We start from the raw sequence: 22,949 nt of genomic DNA on the forward strand, positions 1-22,949 counted from the left end.
CACATAGCATAGTTGTAGTGAACTGAAAATTAGTTACTAGAATAACAAAAAAGCTCGAGGAAAGTATTAAAAGACACTCTTTAAAAAGTGCACTTTTAATGTCCTCGAGCTTTTCTACATTGTTACAAATCTAATATTAACTTGCGGTGCCTCATCAAAATTCCTTCACTTGCTTTTTCTTAATCACAATATAAAACGCTGGTACAAACAATAAAGTAAAGAAAGTCGAGAAGAATATTCCCGAGATAATTGAGATAGCAAGCGGTGTAAACAAGACATCCCCGCTAAACGCTATCGGTAATAAGGCAGCAATGGATGTAAAAGCAGTAAGTACAACAGGTCTAAGTCTTGCTTTCCCTGAATCTATGACTGCTTCACTTAAAGATGATCCATTCTGTAGTCGTTGTTCCATAAACTCTATAAACACAGTCGCATTTCGAACCACGATACCTGCCAACGATACAATCCCCATCATCGCCATAAATCCAAGCCCTGTTTGTGTTAGGAATAATCCTATTAAAGCCCCTGAAATGGCCAGATACACAGAGCTCATAATTAATAGTGGCAATCTTAATGAATTAAACAGTACGACCATCAAAATATAAATCAGAAATATGACAATCAGGAACAGCTTTCCTATTTCTATAAAGAAATCGCTTCTTGCTGAAGATTCTCCACCAACTGAAATAGACGTAGTGGCAGTTTCTAAAGACTCAGCAATTTCCATTACTTCCCCTTCAAGCTTTTGTTTGTCTTCTTCTCCTGGATAGACCCTAACTGTAATCGTTCTTTCTCCATCTTTATGAGGAATCAAAGGCAATGCTTCCGTTTCCTCTACAGTCACAAGCTCAGATAACGGAACAAGAACCGGAGCACCAAATTCCGTTGTTTCATATTTGCTTGGCAGCTCTAGTTGACTTAGTTCAAGAGTTTCTCCATCCTCTACGAAATCCTGTGAGATTGTCAAGGTTTCCCTTTCCATACCAGCTTCATAGGAACCTACAGGTATACCTTCTGTGACAAGCCTAATTTGATTGCTTATTTCCTGAGCGGTGATTCCATGTTCCTCCATTACCTCACGAACGGGAACATATTGGATGGTTGGTAAAGGTGTACCAACATCATCAATCACAGCACCACTGCCTTTTAAGCCTTGGATATCTTCTTTTAACCTATTTACGGTATCCATCAACTCATCGATTTTTTCACCCACAACAGAAAGTGCAATAGGTGCACCCACAGGTGGACCTGCTTCGATGGTTGATAGCATAATAACTGCATCAGGATATTCTTCTCGCAACTTTGGTTGCCATTCTTCAATCGTTGCTGCAGCTGATTGTTCTTCCCTGTTAACCCTAACTACTATTTGACCGGTATTTTCTCCAGAGTTGGATAATGTACTTCCAAAAATCCCTGGCTCTCCACTTCCAGCAAAAATGGTGGTTTCATAGATGGCCTCTTCTTCTTTTAAGCTGTCTTCGATTAATTGCAGTCTTGCTTCGGTTTCTTCCAACGGCGTTCCTGCTGGGAGAGTCACTGTTACTGTTACTTCTTCTCTGTCAGCACTTGGAAAAAATACAACTGGAATAAAAGGAACAAGGGCATAAGTTGCCGTACAAAAAATAAGGACAGCAAACCCTGTTACTAGAGGTTTTTTTACAATCTTGGTTAGAACTTTCTTACTATACCAGTCACTTAAGTTTTCAAACTGTTTGCCTAATAGTCCATCCCTCGACTTCTTGCTGCTCTTTTTTCGACGCCATGCCAGGAATATTGGAACGATGGTCAATGCCACAATAGTCGATCCAATGATCGTGGAGATAAGTATAGTCGGTAAAGCTGATATAAAGGCGCCATTAGGGCCGGAAATAAACGTCAAAGGAAGAAAAGTAAAGACAATGGCAAGAGTCGATGTGATAATGGAAACTCTCACCTCTTTAGTCCCTGTTAAAGCACCTTCCAACGGCTTATCACCTAGCTGGTAGCGTCGTTGAATATTATCATTCACAACAATCGCATCATCAACTAATATTCCGAGTGCAATAATGATTCCTATAATAGATATCTGGTTTAAATCCACCGAAGCATATGGTAATGGAATTAACCCAAGTGCAATCGATATTGGAATAGAGATTGCTACAAGTAGAGCGGAAACTGCGTTTAGCCCAAAGAAAGTAATTAAAACTACTGCTAAAATGGAGATTAAAAAGGATAATCCTAAATCTGTAAATATTTTTCCGACAATCTCATTTTGTGTGTAGTACAGATTTAATTCCACTTCTGCTGGTAAGTCGCTTGAGAGTCGCTCCATTTCTGTGTCGACCTTTGCTTGTAGTGCGGGTATATCTACTCCTTTTTCTTGCATAATGGTAAGAGAAAGGGCTGGGGTTCCATTAAAGGAAATAAAGTCCTCTTGGTCTGTTGATATTTGCGTTAGAGTTGCAAAATCCCCAATATATATCGATTCGCCATCTTGATTTTTCTTTACAAATACTTTTTCTACCTCTTCTATATTTTGAATATGCTCGATTGTTAGCTGGGAAACTTGATTGCCTTCTTGCTGGCTGCCAAGCGGCGTAATTTCTAGCTCATTTTGGATGGCTGTAATTACATCAGGCAATCTAACGTCATTTTGCTGCATTCTTTCCATATTCATCTCTAAAAGATAATTCGATTCTGCTAAACCTTTAACTGAAACCTTACGTACTCCTTCAATATTTTCAATTTGTGGAATCCAGTCATTGATTAATTCTTTTTGTTCTAATAAGATTGATCGATCTTCATTTAGTAAATGGTAAGAGGAAATTGCACCCATTTGTATATCTGAGTTAACGATAGGCTCCATTGCCTCTTCCGGAAATTCCCTGCTTACATCAGATACTGCTTGACGAACAAGGGAAAAAACTTGATCACGATCTGCACTGTCTGTGAGTTCTAATACAATATTGGATATCCCCACTCCTGATACACTTGTTACACTATCCAATCCCTTTATATCTAGAAGCTCATTTTCCAGAGGGGTCGTAATGTCTCTTTCTATGACATTTGGAGCGGCACCAGGGTAAACGGTGGTTATGGTGCCAACATTAAGAGAAATTTCTGGAATCTCTCTTTTAGGGATTTGGAAATAAGTAATAGCTCCAATCACAATTAATAAAAGTAAAAAAATGAGGGTAACTTTTGGTTTTTTTATAAGTGCATTAAACAAGGCGATGTCCTCCTATGCATGTTATTCAAATTTGACTATATAGCTTACATTATTCCATCATAATGGTAGAACGATAGTCTCTGCAAGCTTGAATATGTTTTTTGTGAAGGTTATTCATTTGATCACATTTTTTTGGTTTAACCAAGCCAAAATTCACGAAAACAGAAAAACACACCAAGTGCTACCGATAAGCACCCGGTGTGATCTGATCATCCCCGTTTTCTATTAAACTTCCACAAATATCGAAGCTCCCATACCTCCTCCGACACACAAAGATGCCAAGCCACGGGATTTCTTTCTTCTTCGCAATTCGTGGACCAAACTCACGACAAGTCTGGCTCCAGTGCACCCTACAGGATGGCCGATACTTATACCACTGCCATTCACATTCACGATTTCACGATCTAAACCAAGCTCCTTCTCAACCGCTAGATATTGGGCAGCAAAGGCTTCATTGATTTCCATTAAGTCAATTTCCTCCATACTCCAACCTGTAGTAGCCATCCCTTTTTGAATGGCTGGGACAGGGCCTCTCCCCATCAGCAGAGGCTCTACTCCAGCTACGCTATAGCCTTTAATTGTAGCTAACGGCACGATACCACGCTCTTTTGCTACTTCTTCGGCCATTAATACGACACACGCTGCTCCATCATTTAGGCTCGATGCATTCCCTGCAGTTACAGTCCCGTCATCTCGGAATGCCGGTCGCAGACTACTAAGCTTAGCAAGGCTTAGATCAGGTTTTGGACCTTCATCCTCACTGATAACCACCTCGCTTCTCCTCTTTTTGATGGTCACAGGAACAATCTGTGATTGAAAATAGCCTTCTTTTATTGCTCGTACTGCCCGCTCATGACTTAACAATGCGAGTTCATCTTGTTCCGCTCTTGTAATTTCAAATTTATCTGCTAGGTTTTCGGCTGTTTCCCCCATCATCACATGATGTAGAGGATCCTCTAATACTTCCCAAACACTATCATAGACTTGAGAATGTTGGAGGCGTGAACCCCACCTTTGCTGTTTTAATATGTAAGGACTTGAGCTCATCGCTTCGACTCCACCTGCAATGACTATATCCGATAATCCTGTTTGCACCTGCATTGCACCGGAAATAATTGCTTGCATACCTGATGCACATTGGCGTTGAATCGTATAACCGGTTGTTTCTGCTGCTAGTCCCGCCATTAACGCAGCGGTCCTTGCCGTGTTCGGCTGATCAGTTCGCTGAATACATTGACCTAAGATCACTTCGTTCACATCATTTGGTTTTAGGTAACTTTCATTTAGAACAGCTTCTATCACAGGGACGATTAAATCCGTTGGTAGAAGATCTTTGTATGCTCCACCAAAAGTACCCACTGGCGTTCTTAATGCTGCTGTAATCACGACGTTTCTCATGATTTTAAGTCCACCTCCTCAAAAATTACATCATTATTCCACCGTCAACATGTAAGGCAGTTCCATTAACATAATCCGACTCATCTGAAGCTAAATATAGATAGGCATTCGCAATATCACTTGGCTTTCCTAAGCGTTGTAACGGGATAACCTGTAGCAAACCTTGAATCACTTTTTCAGGAACAGTAGCAACCATGCTTGTTTCCACAAAACCTGGTACGACAGCATTAACATTGATTCCTTTGCGTCCAAACTCCTTTGCCCAAGATTTTGTCATCCCTACCACCGCAGCTTTGGAAGCAGCATAGTTTGTCTGACCTACATTTCCATACACACCAGAAACAGAAGAGGTGCTGATGATTTTTCCTTTACCGTTTTCAAGCATATGTGGAACCACTGCTTGTGTGCAGTTAAAGACCCCGTTCACATTAATGTCCATGACTTTCTGGAAATCTTCACTGCTCATTTTAAGAAGCATATTGTCTCTAGTGATGCCTGCATTATTTATTAAAATATCGATCTTTCCAAATCTTTCCTTTACCATACCTACCATTTCCACTACCTGAGCCTGGTTGGAGACATCCACTTGATAGAAGGCAACTTCTCCCTCTGATTGCAATTCTGCAGTACGCTGTTCTCCTGCTGTTGCATCATAATCAACAAGAGCGACTTTCGCACCTTCTCGTAAAAATACTCTTGCAGCTTCAAGTCCTAAACCATTCGCTGCTCCTGTAATAATTGCTACTTTACCTGCTAGTCTCATTTGTCTGTTCCTCCTGTTTTCGTACAAATGCGGTAATTCTTTCTAATAATTGTGGAAGATCATCTACTAATGGGGAGTGTCCGCACCCTTTTAATTTAATGAGTGTTGCTTTTTCTCCTAAATCTTCAACAATCTCTTGTGTCATTTGTTCGGGGATAACAAGATCTTTTTCCCCTGCCAGAACCAATACGGGAATGTTTATCTTGGTAACATCTCCAGTCCCATCTAGTAGACCATTCGATTGATTGCTTATGTTAAACGTATTAAGCGCATGTAAAATCTCCGGGTAGTTACGCTGCGTCATCATATCTTCCAAATACTGTTCATAGCGGCTTTCTTCCGGCTTATTGTCCTTGTAGATTGCATAATCCCAAATCATCCTCAAAATTGGTTTGTTTTTAGTCTCATAGGCTTGTGTAACGGTGATAGTTCTTGCTTTGTCCTGTAGTATCTCTTCATAATCGGTTAGTCTTTTCGTCAAGTCCGGCTTTCCTGTTTCATCTGTTTGAAAGATTGGAAATCCTCTTGTTGATGCAGAAGCAAGTAAAATCAGCTTTTTACAATATTCAGGGTAATCAGCTGCAAATTGCATTCCTACCGCTCCACCGGTTGACCAACCAATAAAGATGAAATCCTTCAAAGCTAAACTATCAACAAAAAGTTTCACATCGGAAGCGAGCTCTTTAATAGAATAAAATTTTTCATGATAGGTAGACTCTCCAAACCCTCTCATATCCATAGCAATTAAATGAAAGGACGGGTCGATATTCTCCATGACAAGGTCCCAGTGCTTAGAGGAAGTCATATTTCCATGAACAAGTAAGATGGTTTCGCCTTGGCCTTCGCGTTCTCTGTAACCTAGCTCCTCTCCATTGGAAAGTTTAACTTTTTTCTGTACGATTCTTTTCATTATACAACCTCCCATATTGGCTTATCCCCATTTAATAGTTGTTGCTCCCCATGCATAACCTATTCCTGCACTAACAAGTACTGCGATATCACCATCTTTAATTTTCCCTTTGTTTAAGGCAAGTTCTAATGATAAAATTTGGTCAATTTGACCAATATGACCATAGTCCTCTAAGTAAATGGATTGGTCTTCAGATAAACCGAGTTCTCCTAGGACGTAATCATGTGCAGACTTTTTCATATGAAGGATAGCAAGATAATCCACATCCTTCTCCCTTAACCCACTGCTGCGTAATGACCCGCGAATTGCCTTTAAGAAATTTTCCATAGATTTCTCTTCAAGTCTTTTTTTCATCCCGTCCGGATCCAAGACATCTAGTTTGTTTAGGCCTTTTTCGAGAGCTTCCACCGAGATTGGATGCTTCGTACCTCCAGCCACCACTACAACATCTTTTGAAAAAGAGCCATCTGTAATAAGATGCGAAGACAGTAATTCATTTTTCTCATAGTCTTTTTTTAGAAGGATTGCTCCCCCACCGGCTGCTAAATTGAACATAAAGCGTGTTCGTGGATTTTCATAATCGATAAAGTCTTCATTACGATAACCGCCTGCAAGTAATACCGTATTTAATGATTCATCTGAACTCATCATATCTTTCGCTATCTTTAATGCCATGATGGTTGTTCCGCAGCGCAAGGCCATATCAAAGCCAATTGCATTTATTGCCCCTAGCTTTTCTTGCATATAAAGAGCAGCTGTCCATAACGGATATTCCTTGTGCTCCTCTCCTATATAAATAATTAAATCAATCTCTTCAGGAGCAATTTGTGCTTTTTCAAGCGCTTTTTTGGCAGCTGTTATTCCCATCTCACAAGTATGGTCCTCGTTCGATGCGATAGGCTTTCTTTTAATCCCCATTTTTTCTTCTACCACATATATAGGTATTCCAGATTTTTCTGCAATCTCCTTGCTGGTCATGAAATTTTCTGGAATATAAATTCCGGTACTTACAATTCCTATTTTTTTCATGAACTCACCTGCTTAATATACCTTTCATATATTCGTAGACATCCTCAAGTGAGGTAACAGTTATGTCTTCCTCACCCTGAACATGGCTAACAGTAATTCTCCAAATGGGCTCTGTTTGATTGATATCGACTGAGCTCGCACATCGAACGACAAAGGATGCAACTTGGGGCTGAGTGATCATCTTATTGCCTCCTATCCTGATAGATTATTATCATTCTTTATTGCGCTTCTTTTTGATTCTTTTCTATTTCCCCACCAGACTCTAGCAGTTCCAACAATGCCTTGTGGAAAGAACATGACGACAAGGATATAAAGCACACCGAAAAGTATAATCCATCGCTCAAAAATCCAATGAACCTTTGAAAGTCCCGATATCCAATGATGAGCAAATTCAATTAATCCTGCACCTATAATTGCTCCAATTAACGTTCCTACTCCTCCAATAATTGTCATTAATAATGCGTCCAATGTAACATCTACTGCAAAAACGGAGGTATTTACAAATCTCAATGTTAATACATATAAACTTCCAGCAATGCTTGCAACTACTCCTGCTACGACACTTGCAATCACTTTATAATGAAGGACATTATAGCCAAGAGATTCTGTACGGTTTTCATTCTCGCGAATTGCCTGAAGCACACGCCCTAAAGGAGAGGATATGAATCTTCTTAATAAGAGGAAAATAGCCCCCATCAAAATTAGGGCAAGAAGATATAACGTCAACCGATCCTTTAACGGTTCAGGAATCGAAAAGGTAAAACCATCATTTCCATAGGTAAGCGATCTCCATTTTTCTGCAAGCACTAGAAAAAGTCCTGAGAATGCTAGGGTCAGCATCGCGTAAAAATGACTTTTTAATCTTAAGGAGAGCATCCCCACAAGATAACTGATGAAGGCTGCTATTATAGCCCCCACCACAACCGCTAATAGAAGCGTTGGTATGGTGCTATCAAATTGCTTTAGCATTACTCCGGTAGAGTAGGCGCCAATTCCAAAAAACATCGCATGACCAAAGGAAACAATCCCAGTGTAACCAAGCAAAATATCATAACTCATTGCAAAGATCGCAAAAAGGAAAACTTGAGTGAAAATAATTAATAGAGTTCGAGAATCAGTGATAAATGGAATGAGCAGGAGCATGATAAATATTAGTAAATACACAATATTTGGTTTGGTCATATATCTATTCATTCTCTCACCCCTTTACACCGAATAGTCCTTGAGGACGGAATATTAACACAACTGCCATTAAAATCATATTTACAGCCAAAGTCAGATCCGGTACATAGTAGGCCATAAAGGAACCGCTTAATCCCACCAGTATCGCCGCTAAGACAGACCCGGTGATGCTTCCCATCCCTCCAATAACTACAACAATGAATGCCAGGATCCCAAACTCCAATCCCATTTCAGCATAAATCACTCCAGAATAGGGTCCGAGAAGCATCCCGCCTAGTGCTGCCATCGCTGCACCTACCATAAAAACCAGCATAAAGACTTTTTTAATATTAATTCCTAATGCCTGAACCATTTCTTTATTAATAACCCCTGCACGAACAATAAGTCCAATCTTCGTATTCTTTAAAACATAATAAATTGCCGCAAAGATTAGAGCACCTACCAGGATGATGAACAAACGGTATTTGATGATGATAATGTCTCCAAATTCCCAACTTCCACTAAAGTATGATGGCGTTTTTGCACTTAACTGGTTTGGTCCAAATACAACTTTAATTGTTTCGCTCAGTACCAGCATCACGCCTAGTGTTATCAAAATTTGTTGAACATGGTTGCCATACACGGGTTGAATAATAAACCTCTCTAAAGCAAACCCCAGAATCAATCCAGTACAGATCGCTGCCATTATTCCAAGTATAAAACTGCCAGTAGTGCTATAAACCCAAACCCCTGAAAAGGCACCCCATGCAAACAAGCCGCCATGGGCAAAATTAAGAACATCCATTAGTCCAAATATTAAAGTTAAACCAGCAGCCAATAAGAAAATCAGCATTCCAGTTGCTAATCCATTTACAGCAAGGTTAATGAAAACTTCCACTTTGCTCCCCCCTTTACGCTATCCCTAAGTATTGCCTTCTTATCTCTTCATTCTCTTTAAGTTCTTGCATCAGTCCCTGGTGCACGGTTCTTCCATCATCCAAAATATAAAAGCAATCCCCTATGGTGCTTGCCATATAAAAGTTTTGTTCAACCAGAATGATTGTTGTTTCCTTTTTCATCTGTTGTATGGAGTTCATCACTTTTTCGACCATAATAGGGGCTAACCCTTTACTTGGTTCATCTATAAGAAGCAGCTTACTGTTGTTCACATAGGCACGGGATATGGCAAGCATTTGTTTTTGTCCCCCGCTTAAGTTTCCACCCTGCTTTTTCCAAAATGTCTTTAGATCTGGAAAAAGTTCAAGTATCCAGTCTAAACGAGCCATCGATGTATCATCATGTTTTCTCATCGCAACCTTCATGTTTTCCTCTACCGTCAGTTCTCCGAATACGCCTTGGTCTTCAGGTACATAACCTATCCCTTGATTAGCAATCTCATAGGTAGGGCGTCCTGTAATATCTTTGCCATCAAAGGTAATACTGCCTTTTTGTGGTGGATTTAATCCCATTACACTTCGGAGAGTAGTGGTTTTCCCTCCTCCATTTCTCCCCAATAGGACAGTCACTTCCCCTTGTCTTGCTTCAAAATTAACTCCATGCAAAATATGATATTGTTCTATATAAGTCTGAATGCCCTCAACTTTAAGAAGCGTTGTCATCATACAAACCTCCTAAATATGCAGACTGCACGGTTTCATTTTTCATAATTTCCTCTGGAGTACCATCTGCCAACAATCTTCCATTGAATAGTACGGTAACCGAATCAGATAAATCCAGAATCATATCCATTTTGTGTTCTATTAAAATAATCGTGCGTTCTCCCTTGTCTTTTATCAGTTTAATCACCTCTAAAATGGCTGGTACCTCCTCAATCGACATCCCGGCAGTTGGTTCATCTAGGAGTAATATTTCTGTGTCCAATGCAAGCAGCATAGCTATCTCCAATTTACGTTTTTCTCCATGAGCCAAGTTTTTGGCAAGAGAATACGCTTTCTTTTCTAGTAATACCGTTGAAAGAAGCTCTAAGGATTTTTTCTCAAATTGTTTAAAATGTAAAAAGTGAGAAAACATGTTATACCTTACTCCTTGTTGTGATTGCACCGCAATTCTGACGTTTTCTAGAACAGTAAGGTTCGGAAAGACATTTGTAATTTGAAAAGATCGGCCAATTCCTTTTCTTGTTCGAATCATGGGGGATAGCTTGGTGATATCTTGCCCTTTTAAAAAAACTTGACCTTTTGTAGGTTTCAACTGTCCACTTAACAGATTAAAAAAAGTTGTTTTCCCAGCGCCATTGGGACCGATAATTGATTTAAAATGATTAGGTTCAACAGTGAAGTTCACTCTATCTACGGCAACATGCCCGCCAAATGCTATTGTTAAGTCTTTCGTTTCTAATATGGGATTCATAGCGCTTCCCTCCTTTATATGTTTAAAATATAGAACGAAGGAACTTTAGAGCTCAGCCCCAAAGTTCCTCTTCTGTACAACTAATTTCGAACTGGAGGAGCTGTTTCTTCAGGAGAGAGCTCCCTGATTAATACTGGAACAGGATAATCGAATCCATCCATTTTTTCTAAACGAATAGCGTATAAAGTCTGCATGGCCTGATGATCTTCAGCACGGAATGTCATTTGACCTTTTGGTGTATCAAATGTCATACCTTCCATTGTTTCAATGATTAAATCTGCTTCTGTTTTTCCATCAGTTTTCTTTAAGGCTTCCACGATGGCGAGGGCGGCACTCATCCCGCCAGGAGTGAATAGATCTGGAACTTCCCCATCAAATTTCTCTTTATGTTTCTCTACTAACCAATCATTAATTGGGTTATCAGGTAAAGTATGATGGTACACAGTGAACCCTTCCATGCCTATTAATTGCTCCATCGTGTAAAGAGCGGCAATATCAGGTGCACCTGTTGAAATCTTAATTCCTCTGTCTTGCACTTTCATGTCAGAAATCTGGTTCCATGGGGAGTTTGCACCCGCCCATACTACAAATAAATAGTCTGGGTCCGCATCTAATATTTTTTGAATATTGGAAGTAAAATCCGTTGCTGCTGGATCGGCATACTCTTCTAGTACAATCTCTGATCCGAGTGCAACCGCGGCTTCTTTAAATGCAGCTACTCCGTCATGACCAAAGGAATAATCAGGTGCCAGTGTTGCTATTTTCACACCCTCTCCTCCAATCGCTGCTGCTCCTGCTACTGCATCCTGGGAGGAATTTCTTGCAGTACGGAAGATATATTTATTCCAGTCTGCACCGGTAATGCTGTCTGCTACTGCCGGTTCAACAATCATTACTTTTTCGTATTCTTCAGCTAAAGGTAAAACTGCCAGCGTATCTCCTGAACTGGATGATCCCACCAAGAAATCAACTTCATCCTCTTCTAATAGTTTAGTAGCTTTCTGAATGGCAATTTCCGGTTTTGTTTCAGTATCTTCTACTATAAATTCAATCTTCTGACCGTTTACCTCCATTGTTCCATCTGTTGCATAGTCTAATCCTAGTTCAAAACCTTGTACAGTTTGTTTACCGTAAGTCTCTAAAGCACCTGTTAGAGAAGCAAGCACCCCTACTTTGATTACCTTCTTATCATCTTCGTTTTCACTTGATGAATCTGTTCCTGCATTGTTGTTACAGCCAGCAAGCACCAACAAAATCATACTAAGAAGCAGAAATCCTGTTTTCCACTTTTTCATTGACCTTCCCCCTAAAACTTGATTTGTAAAAGTTGTACCCTTATCGTAAGTGGGTGGGGTTACAAATGAGTTACAAGAATAAAAGCGACCAACCAAAAACAAAAGCGTAACTCGCCCGCTTAGAAACGTAAAAAAATAGAGTGAGTTATTATGAGATAAAGAAAACAGAGCTCTAGTGATTCGATATCCAAGCGTATCGTAAGAAAGCGAGGGAAGTTTGATAGTCTCTCTGGAGCTGGTCATGGTTAAACGCTGAGTAAAGAAACTAAAACATTTTATAGCTTCCTAAACCATAAAAAACTCCGCCAAACTTGTCCTTGACGGAGATACTATAATTAGTTCGCTTTCCCGAGCACCATTTGATACATCTGCTTTGTGGTCGTCATCGGCTCTACACCCAGTTCACTTTCCAAATAACTTGTACATCTTGCATACCACTTCATCGCTTGTGGTCGGTTGTTTTTTTGATAATAGCAAAACATCAACAAACGATAGGCCTCTTCCCATGTTGGATCTTTATCAATTACTTTTTCGCAAAGCAAGATAACCTGATCGAATTCCCTTTTAGCCACTAGCAACTGTGCCAACTTTTCACTACAGCGTAAATAGTAGACTAAAAGACGTTCTCTCTCATTTAAACACCAATCAGCATACTTCTGTTCGGGTAGAAAATCTCCCTTATACAAGGACAAGGCCTTTTCTAATAATGCTAAAGCTTTCGTTGGCTCTTTTTCTTCTAAACCAATATTTGCTAAAGTCTCGAATTCCATACAGTCTATTGAATAGCCGCTACTTGGATTTAATCCATAGGAACTTCCGTTTCGCTGAATAAAGAAAGGCTCCATCCTTGCCTTCCGGTCTGGTTCTAGCGCATTGTTTAATGCATTCAAAGCAACCTTAAAATCCCTTGTCATCGATTTTTCAGGCATGTTAGGCCAAAGTGCTGCAAAGATTTCATCCTTAACTAATAGTTTTTGGCGTTTGGTTACAAAGAACTCCAGTAGTTCCTTTGCCTTTATCCTCTGCCAGTCTTTTGATTCCAGTTCTCGATCCCCTAACCAGACTCTAAAGGCTCCTAATGTTTGGATTTTTAATGTATATCCCGGATGATTTTGAGCATTGGAAAGACCTAACTCATTTAAAATGGAAGTTACGTATGAACGATGAATATCTCTTTGTTGTGCTTCCAGTAAAAGCGGGGTGAATTTTTGAATATCTTTTGGCCCAAATGTGGTTCTATTAAACAATACATATTCATAATTTCCTGTTTGTAAAAACGTAAAAAAACGGGTAAGCGACTCTTCAAGTGAGGACCATTCTTCTTTTTCATAAAAATAAATGGACTGCCAAAAGTATAAGAGCAATTCTCCGTATGCATCCCCGCAATTGTTAAGTAGTGTAGAAGCACGGACACCGTAGTGCTCGACTCTATCCCATTTTTTATTAACTATGGAGGCTATTTGCATACTTAAATAGATAAGTCCGGATAGCCAGTTATCCTTTACTTCTTCAGTCTCGTTGAGAGCCTCTTTACCGCATAAAATCGCCTTTTCATATGCTCCTTGATGTGCATATAAAAGACAAAGCCCCATATTCGCTTCCGCTTTGCCCCTTGAAATGTTTAACTCTTCCATTATGGTAAGTGCTGTCTCATAACACTGCTTTGCAAGGATTGGATCATACATCTCCATTAATTGAACCGCATGTCCCATACGAATCCAGCCGCATGCTTCTACAAAAGGAGCCTGTAATTTAATTCCCTGCTTAATGCCGGCATCTGCCAACTTTTTAGACTGATCGGCATTACCCATAAAAGCTTCCACAAGGGATAGCAAAAGATCTGTTTCCCGATGAGACTGAGGAAGAATCCCCTCTGCATGCTCTTTTCTGTTAGAGAGAAGCAGCTTTTTGGCAGCTTGTAATTTTCCTGAACGGAGTAGAATTCTTGGTTCCAAATTAATCTCTGCCGTCTCTTTGTAGGAAGTTTCTACCTTATCAAACCAAGCCAGGGCCTTTGTTGCATGACCTGCATTTAATAGATTCTCCGCCATGATAGAATAGAGTTGATTTTGTTCTTTTATTCCGAGAGTGGTTGTTGTCATTAAGTGAGTTGCTTCTGAGAGGAGTCTTTCGGCTTTGATTGGTTGGATGGTATCTAAATAAATCCTCGCAATGCCTATAATAGTGCGAATGGAGGCAAGGGTATCTTTAGAATCCTTTGATGCTTCCAAAGATAATCTATACGCTTTTTCTGCTTCTTCATACTGACAGCGATAGCGGTAGATTTCGCCTTGAATGTACCAAAGCATATAAAATTTTTCTTTAAGCTGATCATTTATTAACAATAATTTTTCTAAAATGTAAGACAGTTGACCTTGTTCAATTAGTCTAAACCCATATTCATGTATTAAAGATGCAATCGAGGCATAATCCTTCATTACTTCAAAATGAGAAATAGCAGAGAGTATTTCTCGCTGCTTCATATACCACTTAGCACACCGTTTCTGAAGCAGAATATATTGTTCTGGCTGGTTTTTCAATCTTCTCTCAAGGAATTCTTTAAATAGAGCATGATACCGGAATTGGTTTTCCCCTGTGGCTGTTATAAAAACATGGCGTTCAGCCAGAGATTTTAACATGTAATTTGATCCATTTATGCCTAATATTTCATCGCACATCTCCCCCGACATCATATCTAATATAGAGGTCTGTTCAAGAAATTGCTGCACCATTGGTGTTTGTTTATTAAATACTTCTGTTGCTAGATATTTAAATAGATCATCTAATGTTCCTTGAGTGGTTTCAATTTCTTTCGTTACAGACTGCTCCAAAAGTCTCTGACTCAGTAACCCTATTGCCATTACCCAGCCTTCGGATAGATCGAAAATCTGCTGCACCTGTTCTTCGGTCACATCCAACATGTAAATATCCTGAAGGAGAACCTCTACTTCTTCTTTAGAAAATTTCAAGTCTACTTCTGTAAACTCTAGTAGTTCATTTTTCACTTTCATGGCAGTAAGAACATCCCAACTCGGGCATTCACGGGTGATTAAAACAACATGAAAATTTGTGGGGATATGCTGAAGCAGCCAATGGAACCATATAATTATTTCCGGATTTGACTGAACAAGATGAAAGTCATCAATAACAAAAATAATAGGCGATTGAATCATTGAAATCTCATTAATAAACAACGAACATAAATCTTGAATTTCCTCATCACGTATATATCGATCCATTCTTTCCAAGTAAGAAAGAATTTTATCGCCAAAATTGCTTCTCTCATTTCGTATGGCATGTATCATATACCGGAGAAATGGAATAAGCTCATCATCAAATGGTGTCGCAGAATACCAATAAGTTGGAGCATCAAATGTTGGCACAAAGGAAGCTAATATGGTGCTTTTTCCAAAACCAGGACCAGAATGGACAATTGTTACACTATAACTAGTAACCGCTTTCATTTTTCTGGCAACTTTAGCCCTGCGCAACACATTATCCTTTACAATCGGTGGGGTGATTTTAGTTTGGAGGATTGTGCTAGTATCAGATGGAGCCATTATCCACCCTCCTTTATTCTGAATATTAACTCTTTTTATTCTATTATAATGGATAGGAAAGATATTTTATAACTCTTTTCAATTAAAAGGCTGTATTAACTTCCTTGGTGCATCTGAATTTTTCACTGACTAATTTTCCCGAAAAGGCGAACAGCTTCTAAGGTATTCTAAGGAAAAGAGCACAACGACAATAATGGTTACAAGTTGCAGAAGCAACAAAGAATGTAAAAACAGCCTTACAAAAAGAACTTACTTAAAAGTTGTACCGAATTCTTCAACGGGCCAGTACCTTACGTCAACTTTACCTACAATATCTTCAATTCTAATAAAACCGAAATGTCGGCTATCAAAGCTGCTAAGACGGTTATCTCCAATAACAAACAAGTGGCCTTCAGGTACCGTTTCCTCCCCTGTTAATTCAGAAAGTGAAAAGTCACCAGTAAAATTACCGCCGAATACTCTTAAGTGGTCGGATTGTATAAAAGGTTCTAAAACAAATGTATCATTGATATAGAGCATGTCCTTTTTATATTCTACTTTCTCGCCAGGCAGTCCAATAACCCTTTTAACATAATCGGCCTCTCCATTCCCTTGATGAAAAACAATGACATCAAAGCGTTCCGGCTTAGAAAAAGTATAGATGATTTTGTTTACCATCAGGTAGTTTCCTTCTTGTAGCGTCGGATTCATTGAGTGACCTTCTACCATGTAGTTAGAAAAGAAAAGGGCACGAATCATTATAACCAAAAGGAAAGAGACAATTAACCATTTCAGCATTGATTTACGCTTTATTCTCGCTTTCTTTTCTTTCAAATCATTACCCCCGAGGTCTCTGTTAGGTCTATTGTACCAATTTGTTCTTTTTTTCACAATAAACTGACTTTATTCCGATGTGCTCACTTTTCTCCTGATAGTTGTAATCGTAACTCTACTTTTTTTCCAATATACCATAAAACAAGCATTATCGTTAGTGCAATCGCAGTTTTGATTGGTGCTTTAATAAAGGATACTATATCGTAACCTATATAACTAATTGTAAAAATCATCACCATTTTCCCTGCAGTCAGTGCAAGAAAAAATTGATAAAACGTAACCTTTGATAGGCCTGCTACTACGTTAATTAAGAAAGATGGTGTAAACGGAAAGCAAAGCATGAAAAAGATTGGACCAAAGCCGTGCCTTTCAATCCAGGACAACGTCTTTCGCACACTTTCTTTTTGAAGCTGCTTTTGTACCCACTTGTACTTCTTTAGCTTTGAAACTAATAGAAATACGATAGCCGCACCTACAACTGCCCCAGACCAAGAAATCAAAAACCCCATCCATAATCCAAAGGCTGCAGCATTCGCCATTACAATTACGATTAATGGTAAAAATGGTAGAAATGCTTCTAAGACAACGAGCAAGAAGCCCGGTAATGGACCAAAGGATTTATAACTCTCCAATATTTCTAATAAATTATCTACTGTAAGAAATTCTTTTAATGAATCTATGATTTCCATATATTTTTATCTCCGCTTCTTTCCATATCTATCATCTCTTATTGTACTAGTTATTTCTATATTTACAGAATAATTTACATGAAAATTTAGAAAAAATCTATATAAGGAGATGAGGGGAAGATAATTCTATACCCTATTATTTTCTTATTAAATCTTTTATGTAATTATCACTATTATTCACATAGAAAAGCCGGGCAAAACGTCCTCTTCTTTATTAGTTTAAGTGTTTAAAGGTTTTTTGGGATGTATATGATTTCAAAAGAGGATATTGATGAGAAATTTGCTGGTTTGTACTAAACCTCTGTTTTGCTTGGTGAAACCATTGGGGCAATTGTAGTGTTAGCCGCAAAGTCCGATACATCCTTCATCGGGTTCCTGCTCTTTATGTACTTTGTTCGATCGGGTTAGTACATCATCTTTTGGGTTCCCTGCTCTTCATGTACTTTGTTCGCTCCTAAAGATACATCATTCTCTAATTTCCCTGCTTTTCATGTACTTTGTTCGCTCCAAATGATACGAAGAGCGCTTGCAATTTGATGGAGGGAAGTTGGATAATATTTTCTATACTAAGAAAAGCCCATCTAGTTAAAGCAGACGGGCTTCTTATATACTATTATGCACTTTATCCCCGTTGCTTGACACTCCCACAGCTAAAGCAATGGGATTCTGAAGTGCTAAAGCGGTCGCAGTCCATTTCTGTTTTGAACTAGCCTTCCGTTAAGTGCGTTGTCATCAGCCAGTCCTGTTTCGTTCTATATTCGTTCGGTAGACATGTTCGTAACAGGCGGTGTTACTGTTAACTTAAGACTAGTTTAAGCTGCTTTTTTATTCTTTTTCTTGGATAAGCCACTTACAGCTTTAGATATGTTGATTCCTGCGTTTAAATCAGCATGGCTTACGTATGCACACTTTTTACATTTGAATTTATATCTGTTTCGATTGCTTTTTTCAGCATGACCGCACTTACACGTCTTCGATGTATTCTGAGGATTTACATACTGAACTTCCATCCCTGCCATTTTTGCTTTATACTCGATAAACTGTTGAAGTTGATAGTGTGCCCAAGAATGTAGGTTTCTGCCTGCTTCTTTTTTAGATTTTGCTGTATACCTAATGCCAGTCAGATCTTACATTCGAATTAAACGAACACCGTTCTCTAACGCGAAGTCTACGATTTGACGGCTTATTTTGTGGTTCATATTCTTCATCCATCGAGATTCTTTATCTTTTGATTTTTTAATCGCATAAATTTTTTTGTTTTGTCCTAAAGAACGCCGTCTTGACGCGAATTTACGACGAACAAAAGCTGCCTCATTCCCCCTAAAGAACAAAGAAGTGGTACCAATAGAACAAACTGCAAGATAGTTTAACCCATTATCGATCCCCATTTTGTTGTAGATTTATTCGGTTGAGCCTTCGGTTTGCTTGGCACAAAGGAAAGCGAAACGGATACAAACCAACGTCCATTCTTCTCATAAAGTTCCGTTTTTCCTTGCTTCGCTTCCCCTTTCAGTATTTTATCCAACCAATGTTGTTGATAGATTTCAGCCACAACAGGGACTCCAACACGTTTTTCGAGGGTTGGAAAAGAAACCTTATATAGTCCATTTTCTTTTTCGATTTTTAAATTTTGATTATTAAATCCACACCAAAAAGACCGGAAAAGTTTTGCTTTTTGGTTCTTTTTCTTGGATTTAACCTCTCGAATGGTTTGATTGCTAACGGCAGAGGCGAATTTTAAAGTCGAAAATAACTTAAAATGTTTCGATGTCGCCTTCTTAAGTTCGCTGAAATCTAGCAGCCAATTAGCAAAAGAAGTATTAATTTCCGTCATTTTTTTGTACATGTTTTTTGTGACCGGTTGGGGTAACGTCTTCACTGCCGCTTTGACAATCCACTGGGATTGAGTCCGTTCTCCTTGACCTTCAGAAAGTGCTGGTGAAGATGCTCAATACCTTCAATCATATCTATATTTTCCTCCTAAGGATTTCTTTTGAACCGATGTATACTTCTATCAACAAACTTCTTATTTCTTATTTGTTCCTTTCAAATACTCCACAAACCAATTCTTTATCTGATCTAAACGATGCACTCTCAATGCAGGATTTCCACTTCTGGAAAGCTCATGATTGGAATCAGGAAAACGGACAAATTTTGTTATCTTGCCTTGTTTTTTCAAAGCTACAAATAGTTGCTCTCCCTGTTCGATCGGACAGCGATAATCTTTTTCCCCGTGCAAAATCAGCAAAGGAGTGTTCACATTGGAAACATATTTAATTGGAGAGTGCTCCCAAAGCTTTTCCATCTTATCCTCCATGTTTCCTTTTACCTCCCATTCGGAGAAAAAGTAGCCTATATCACTTACTCCATAGAAGCTTAGCCAGTTGGAAATGGAACGCTGCGTCACTGCTGCTTTAAAACGATCGGAATGGCTGACAACCCAGTTTGTCATAAATCCTCCATAACTGCCCCCTGTGATTCCGAGATTCTTTTCATCGATAAAATCAAAAGTTTCCAACGCGTAATCCATTGCACTCATCACATCTATATAGTCCTTTCCTCCATAATCACCACGTACGGCATCGACGAACTCCTGACCATATCCATGACTGCCACGAGGATTGGTGAACATTACAGCAAATCCCTGTGCACTCAATGTTTGGAATTCATGAAAATAGGAATTGGCATACATCGCATGAGGTCCCCCGTGAACTTCTAGTATTGTCGGGTATTTCTTACCTTCTTCAAAACCGGTCGGCTTCATAATCCAGCCATGTACTTCCCATCCGTCTGGAGCTTTAAAACTGATTGGCTCCGCTGTACTAATTTCTACTTCCTCTTTCCATGTCCCATTGACATTTGTAAGCTGTTTTTTTGTCTGTGTTTTGAAATCAAGGTGATAAAGCTCACCTGGATCTGTTATAGTGCTTATCCCTACAATAGCCTCATGTGTACCTGTCAGCATAGAAATAGCATACACATGCTCATCCGGAAGTACGATTGGATACATGGCACCTTCAAGAGAACCATAGTAGATGCCAGTCCCTCCTTGATCGCTGATGAGAAAATAAAATCCTTCACTGTCTTCTGTCCACATTAATCCGGGATTCACATTGCCAGAATGCAAATCTCCAATGGCTACATCGCCTACCTCAATATCGAAGTCTTGTGTTAGGCATTGCAATTCTTCTGTTTGCAACGCATATGCCCACACACGTGTTAGTGTAGCACTATGAAATTCCTTCTGATGTCCTAAAAAACCTAAATATCTTCCATCTGGTGACCAGGTTATCGTAGAAAAGAAACCATTACTATGTGTGATTTTTTTCATTTCTTTCGTTTCTAGCTTCATAATATAGACGTCAGAAACTAACGTTAGGTCTGGATTTTCCTCCAGATTGGTAACAAAAGCGATACTCTTACCATCCGGTGACCAAGATGGGTTGCCGTAATCTCGATCACCCTCTGTTAAAAGTGTCATTTTTTTTGTATCTATATCTAAAATAGCTAAATGATCATTTTTATCATCCAAAAAGCCTTTTGCATCCGATTTATAACGTAGTTTTTCTACTACCACGGGCTCTGGCTTTTGGTTATTTGAATCTTCGTGCACCCCCTGTTGCAGGTCTTCCTCGGATTCCACGGAAGTGCTAAATAGAATCTTTTTTCCACAAGGTGACCAAACCGGACCTCTTGCACCATTTTTACAGAAGGTTACCTGCTCCGATTCTCCACCATCCACAGGGATAATATAGATTTGAGCTTTATCATTACGAGTGGAAACAAACGCCAGCCTCTTGCCATCAGGAGACCATCTTGGACTTGTCGCTCTTCCTTTTCCAGCCACAAAAGGCTTAGCTTCTTTTTCAAGTCTGCCCACAAAGATGGTGGATCTGTAATCATTTTCTTCCTCGTTTATCTTAGTTTCCACAAAGGCATATTTACGAGAATGTTTATCCCATTGCGGATCTGTTAAAGATGACAATTGAAACAAGTCAGTGGCTTTAATTTTACGTTTTACCATTATGAACTCTCCCTTACGTATAGATTCTTTCCTTTCTATTTCGATAATAGAAAGGAATTACCTTTAAAAATGGCAACGCCGCCGCTCATCGGGTCGCTGCCCCATGCATAAATGAATAGCGTGTTAACATAGCCATAAATAAGAAAAGCTCGAAAAATTTTTCGAACTTAAAAATGTTGCTTGCATATTTTTAACGAAATAGTATAAAATAAATACGAACAGATGTTCTTGCGATATCTCTACCGACACCAACGATTGTAACAGGCTGCTTCTAAAGATGAAATATCAATAACTTTGTAAAAACAGGTTTAAAAAAGAATTTGTTAAAAATGAGTGTTGATAAAAGTACTTCCCCAGCTGATGATTGGAGCAAAAGGCGTAGGCTCAGGTGGAAGTAGCGGTAGGCCGGAGTAACCGAGGCACGGCCGAGACGGCTCCTTCCCCGCAGAAAGCGTAGTCTTTTGAGGAAATCAACAGTGTTGTTTAACGCAGCCTTTAATAAGGGAGGATTAAATGATGACAAGACTTTCAAAAGAACAAATACAACTGTTTGAAAAAGCTATCTACCTTCCTTTATTACTTATTGTGCTGGAAAAAGATACAATTATCATACAGGAAAGTAACATTAAATTAAAAGATCCGTATGTAACACTCATTGATGAAGTAATGAAAAAGATTCAGCTCCAGCTCAAACAAGTAAAAATAGAAATGAAGCAGCAAAAGATGAAGCTTCACAAGTTAAAGCAGGATGAATCCTTTACAATGTACGCCTTTCTGTTCAATGGCTATGAAGAACATCACAATTATTTTAATCCTCGCCTAAGAAACAAAGTGAATGAATTGCTGATTCACTATTTAGTCAATAAAAACAATACTGCTTAATGAAAAATAGGGATTGTTTGAGTATGTCCTGGCTTACATAAAGTTACATAAAGCTTGTTCTGCTCGTTAATTGCTGCATAAAAAACATCCTGAATATTAGTAATGTTTTTTCTCAAAAGTTCTTCACGTAGCCAGGCTTCATTTAATCCCTTATAAGAAAGCGCCTCGAATTGTATTTGTCCGTCAATGATTACCGTGAACTCTACAGCATTGGGCTTTGGAGCGGTATGTACATGTTCAACTTTAGCTATTTCCTTTTCCGGTTTTAGTTTTACGGAAAGTTCTCCATTCGCCTCTACTAATGCAAAGTGAACATCTTCCACCCGAAACACATCCTTCTGTCGTAGCATCTGCAAAAGGTTGTCGATTGAGTAACTAATTTTGCGCATGTTTTGAATATGAAATTGTCCTTCATAAATGACAAGAGTCGGTTCAAAAGATAAAAGCCTACCTAATTTACGATTCTTTATTTTCCACCATGCAATCAGCTTTTGAAGAAGGGCTATGGCAATGATAGCTCCTACAGTCGGTAAATGATGAATCTCCGGATCAGCAATATCGGCACCAACAACAGAACCTAGAGTCAAAATGACTAGAAAATCAAATACAGGTAATTCTCCGATAGACCGCTTCCCCATAAATAGGGTAATAATGAGCATTAAAGGCAAAATAGTAATCACTCTTGCTAACACCTTAAATACATCTATAAAAATTTCCATATACACCTCTCCTTTTTCCATAATCTTATCGTTTTTCAAAAAGAGAATCGTATACATAGAATAAGCACTTTGTTTTCATGAAAAGTGATCAAAAAAAAGACACCACCTAATAATTGAAAAGGGCAGTG

General features: G+C 39.0%; 17 protein-coding genes and 1 pseudogene. 1 reads left to right on the forward strand and 17 read right to left on the reverse strand.

The annotated features are described in order from the left end of the window. Nucleotides 1-154: 154 nt before the first annotated feature. The 16 genes and pseudogenes from K9B36_RS04295 to K9B36_RS04370 all read right to left on the reverse strand — a co-directional run bounded on the left by K9B36_RS04295 (nt 155) and on the right by K9B36_RS04370 (nt 21,220). Nucleotides 155-3,208: an efflux RND transporter permease subunit gene (locus K9B36_RS04295; RefSeq protein ID WP_223700757.1), complete on the reverse strand. Its 3,054-nt coding sequence runs from the start codon at nt 3,206-3,208 to the stop codon at nt 155-157. 225 nt (nt 3,209-3,433) lie between these two features. Beyond that, on the reverse strand, nt 3,434-4,606 hold the full coding sequence (locus K9B36_RS04300; RefSeq protein WP_223700758.1) for a thiolase family protein: 1,173 nt from the start codon (nt 4,604-4,606) through the stop codon (nt 3,434-3,436). A 25-nt stretch (nt 4,607-4,631) separates the two neighbouring features. Continuing rightward, nucleotides 4,632-5,369 (reverse strand): SDR family NAD(P)-dependent oxidoreductase, encoded by a 738-nt coding sequence (locus K9B36_RS04305; protein ID WP_223700759.1) that lies wholly within the window; start codon nt 5,367-5,369, stop codon nt 4,632-4,634. Next, nucleotides 5,353-6,279 (reverse strand): intracellular short-chain-length polyhydroxyalkanoate depolymerase, encoded by a 927-nt coding sequence (phaZ, locus tag K9B36_RS04310; RefSeq protein ID WP_223700760.1) that lies wholly within the window; start codon nt 6,277-6,279, stop codon nt 5,353-5,355. The genes K9B36_RS04305 and phaZ overlap by 17 nt, the downstream gene beginning before the upstream one ends. A 21-nt stretch (nt 6,280-6,300) precedes the next feature. Then, entirely contained in the window at nt 6,301-7,308 is a 1,008-nt protein-coding gene (locus K9B36_RS04315) for a 3-oxoacyl-ACP synthase (RefSeq protein WP_223700761.1), read from the reverse strand. A gap of 4 nt (nt 7,309-7,312) precedes the next feature. Further along, nucleotides 7,313-7,489 (reverse strand): hypothetical protein, encoded by a 177-nt coding sequence (locus K9B36_RS04320; protein WP_223700762.1) that lies wholly within the window; start codon nt 7,487-7,489, stop codon nt 7,313-7,315. A gap of 11 nt (nt 7,490-7,500) precedes the next feature. After that, nucleotides 7,501-8,502 carry a branched-chain amino acid ABC transporter permease gene (locus K9B36_RS04325; protein ID WP_223700763.1) on the reverse strand — a complete coding sequence of 334 codons (1,002 nt, stop codon included), beginning with the start codon at nt 8,500-8,502 and terminating at the stop codon, nt 7,501-7,503. A gap of 4 nt (nt 8,503-8,506) precedes the next feature. After that, nucleotides 8,507-9,367, reverse strand: coding sequence for a branched-chain amino acid ABC transporter permease (locus K9B36_RS04330; RefSeq protein ID WP_223700764.1), 861 nt, complete (start codon nt 9,365-9,367; stop codon nt 8,507-8,509). Nucleotides 9,368-9,380: 13 nt separating this feature from the next. After that, complete coding sequence (locus K9B36_RS04335; RefSeq protein ID WP_223700994.1) at nt 9,381-10,088, reverse strand: ABC transporter ATP-binding protein; 708 nt, start codon at nt 10,086-10,088, stop codon at nt 9,381-9,383. Continuing rightward, nucleotides 10,072-10,839, reverse strand: a complete 768-nt coding sequence (locus K9B36_RS04340; protein WP_223700765.1) for an ABC transporter ATP-binding protein — start codon at nt 10,837-10,839, stop codon at nt 10,072-10,074. Before K9B36_RS04340 ends, K9B36_RS04335 begins: the two co-directional genes overlap by 17 nt. Before the next feature lie 80 nt (nt 10,840-10,919). After that, nucleotides 10,920-12,134, reverse strand: coding sequence for a substrate-binding domain-containing protein (locus tag K9B36_RS04345; protein WP_223700766.1), 1,215 nt, complete (start codon nt 12,132-12,134; stop codon nt 10,920-10,922). A gap of 335 nt (nt 12,135-12,469) precedes the next feature. Then, nucleotides 12,470-15,694, reverse strand: a complete 3,225-nt coding sequence (locus K9B36_RS04350) for a BTAD domain-containing putative transcriptional regulator (protein ID WP_223700767.1) — start codon at nt 15,692-15,694, stop codon at nt 12,470-12,472. A gap of 249 nt (nt 15,695-15,943) precedes the next feature. Further along, nucleotides 15,944-16,507: a signal peptidase I gene (gene lepB, locus K9B36_RS04355; protein ID WP_399201294.1), complete on the reverse strand. Its 564-nt coding sequence runs from the start codon at nt 16,505-16,507 to the stop codon at nt 15,944-15,946. A gap of 83 nt (nt 16,508-16,590) precedes the next feature. Continuing rightward, nucleotides 16,591-17,196, reverse strand: coding sequence for a TVP38/TMEM64 family protein (locus K9B36_RS04360; RefSeq protein WP_223700768.1), 606 nt, complete (start codon nt 17,194-17,196; stop codon nt 16,591-16,593). Nucleotides 17,197-18,008: 812 nt separating this feature from the next. Continuing rightward, nucleotides 18,009-19,042, reverse strand: a pseudogene (locus K9B36_RS04365) (RNA-guided endonuclease TnpB family protein). Between the two features lie 180 nt (nt 19,043-19,222). Then, nucleotides 19,223-21,220 carry a S9 family peptidase gene (locus tag K9B36_RS04370; RefSeq protein WP_223700769.1) on the reverse strand — a complete coding sequence of 666 codons (1,998 nt, stop codon included), beginning with the start codon at nt 21,218-21,220 and terminating at the stop codon, nt 19,223-19,225. A gap of 513 nt (nt 21,221-21,733) precedes the next feature. Between K9B36_RS04370 and K9B36_RS04375 the strand changes: the two genes are divergently transcribed. Next, entirely contained in the window at nt 21,734-22,102 is a 369-nt protein-coding gene (locus K9B36_RS04375) for a hypothetical protein (RefSeq protein ID WP_399201297.1), read from the forward strand. Here K9B36_RS04375 and K9B36_RS04380 read toward each other — a convergent pair. Next, complete coding sequence (locus tag K9B36_RS04380; protein ID WP_223700770.1) at nt 22,099-22,821, reverse strand: DUF421 domain-containing protein; 723 nt, start codon at nt 22,819-22,821, stop codon at nt 22,099-22,101. The two genes, K9B36_RS04375 and K9B36_RS04380, sit on opposite strands and share 4 nt — an antisense overlap. Nucleotides 22,822-22,949: the final 128 nt, after the last annotated feature.

The organism is Sutcliffiella deserti, assembly GCF_020037475.1.
Taxonomy (GTDB): domain Bacteria; phylum Bacillota; class Bacilli; order Bacillales; family Bacillaceae_I; genus Sutcliffiella_A; species Sutcliffiella_A deserti.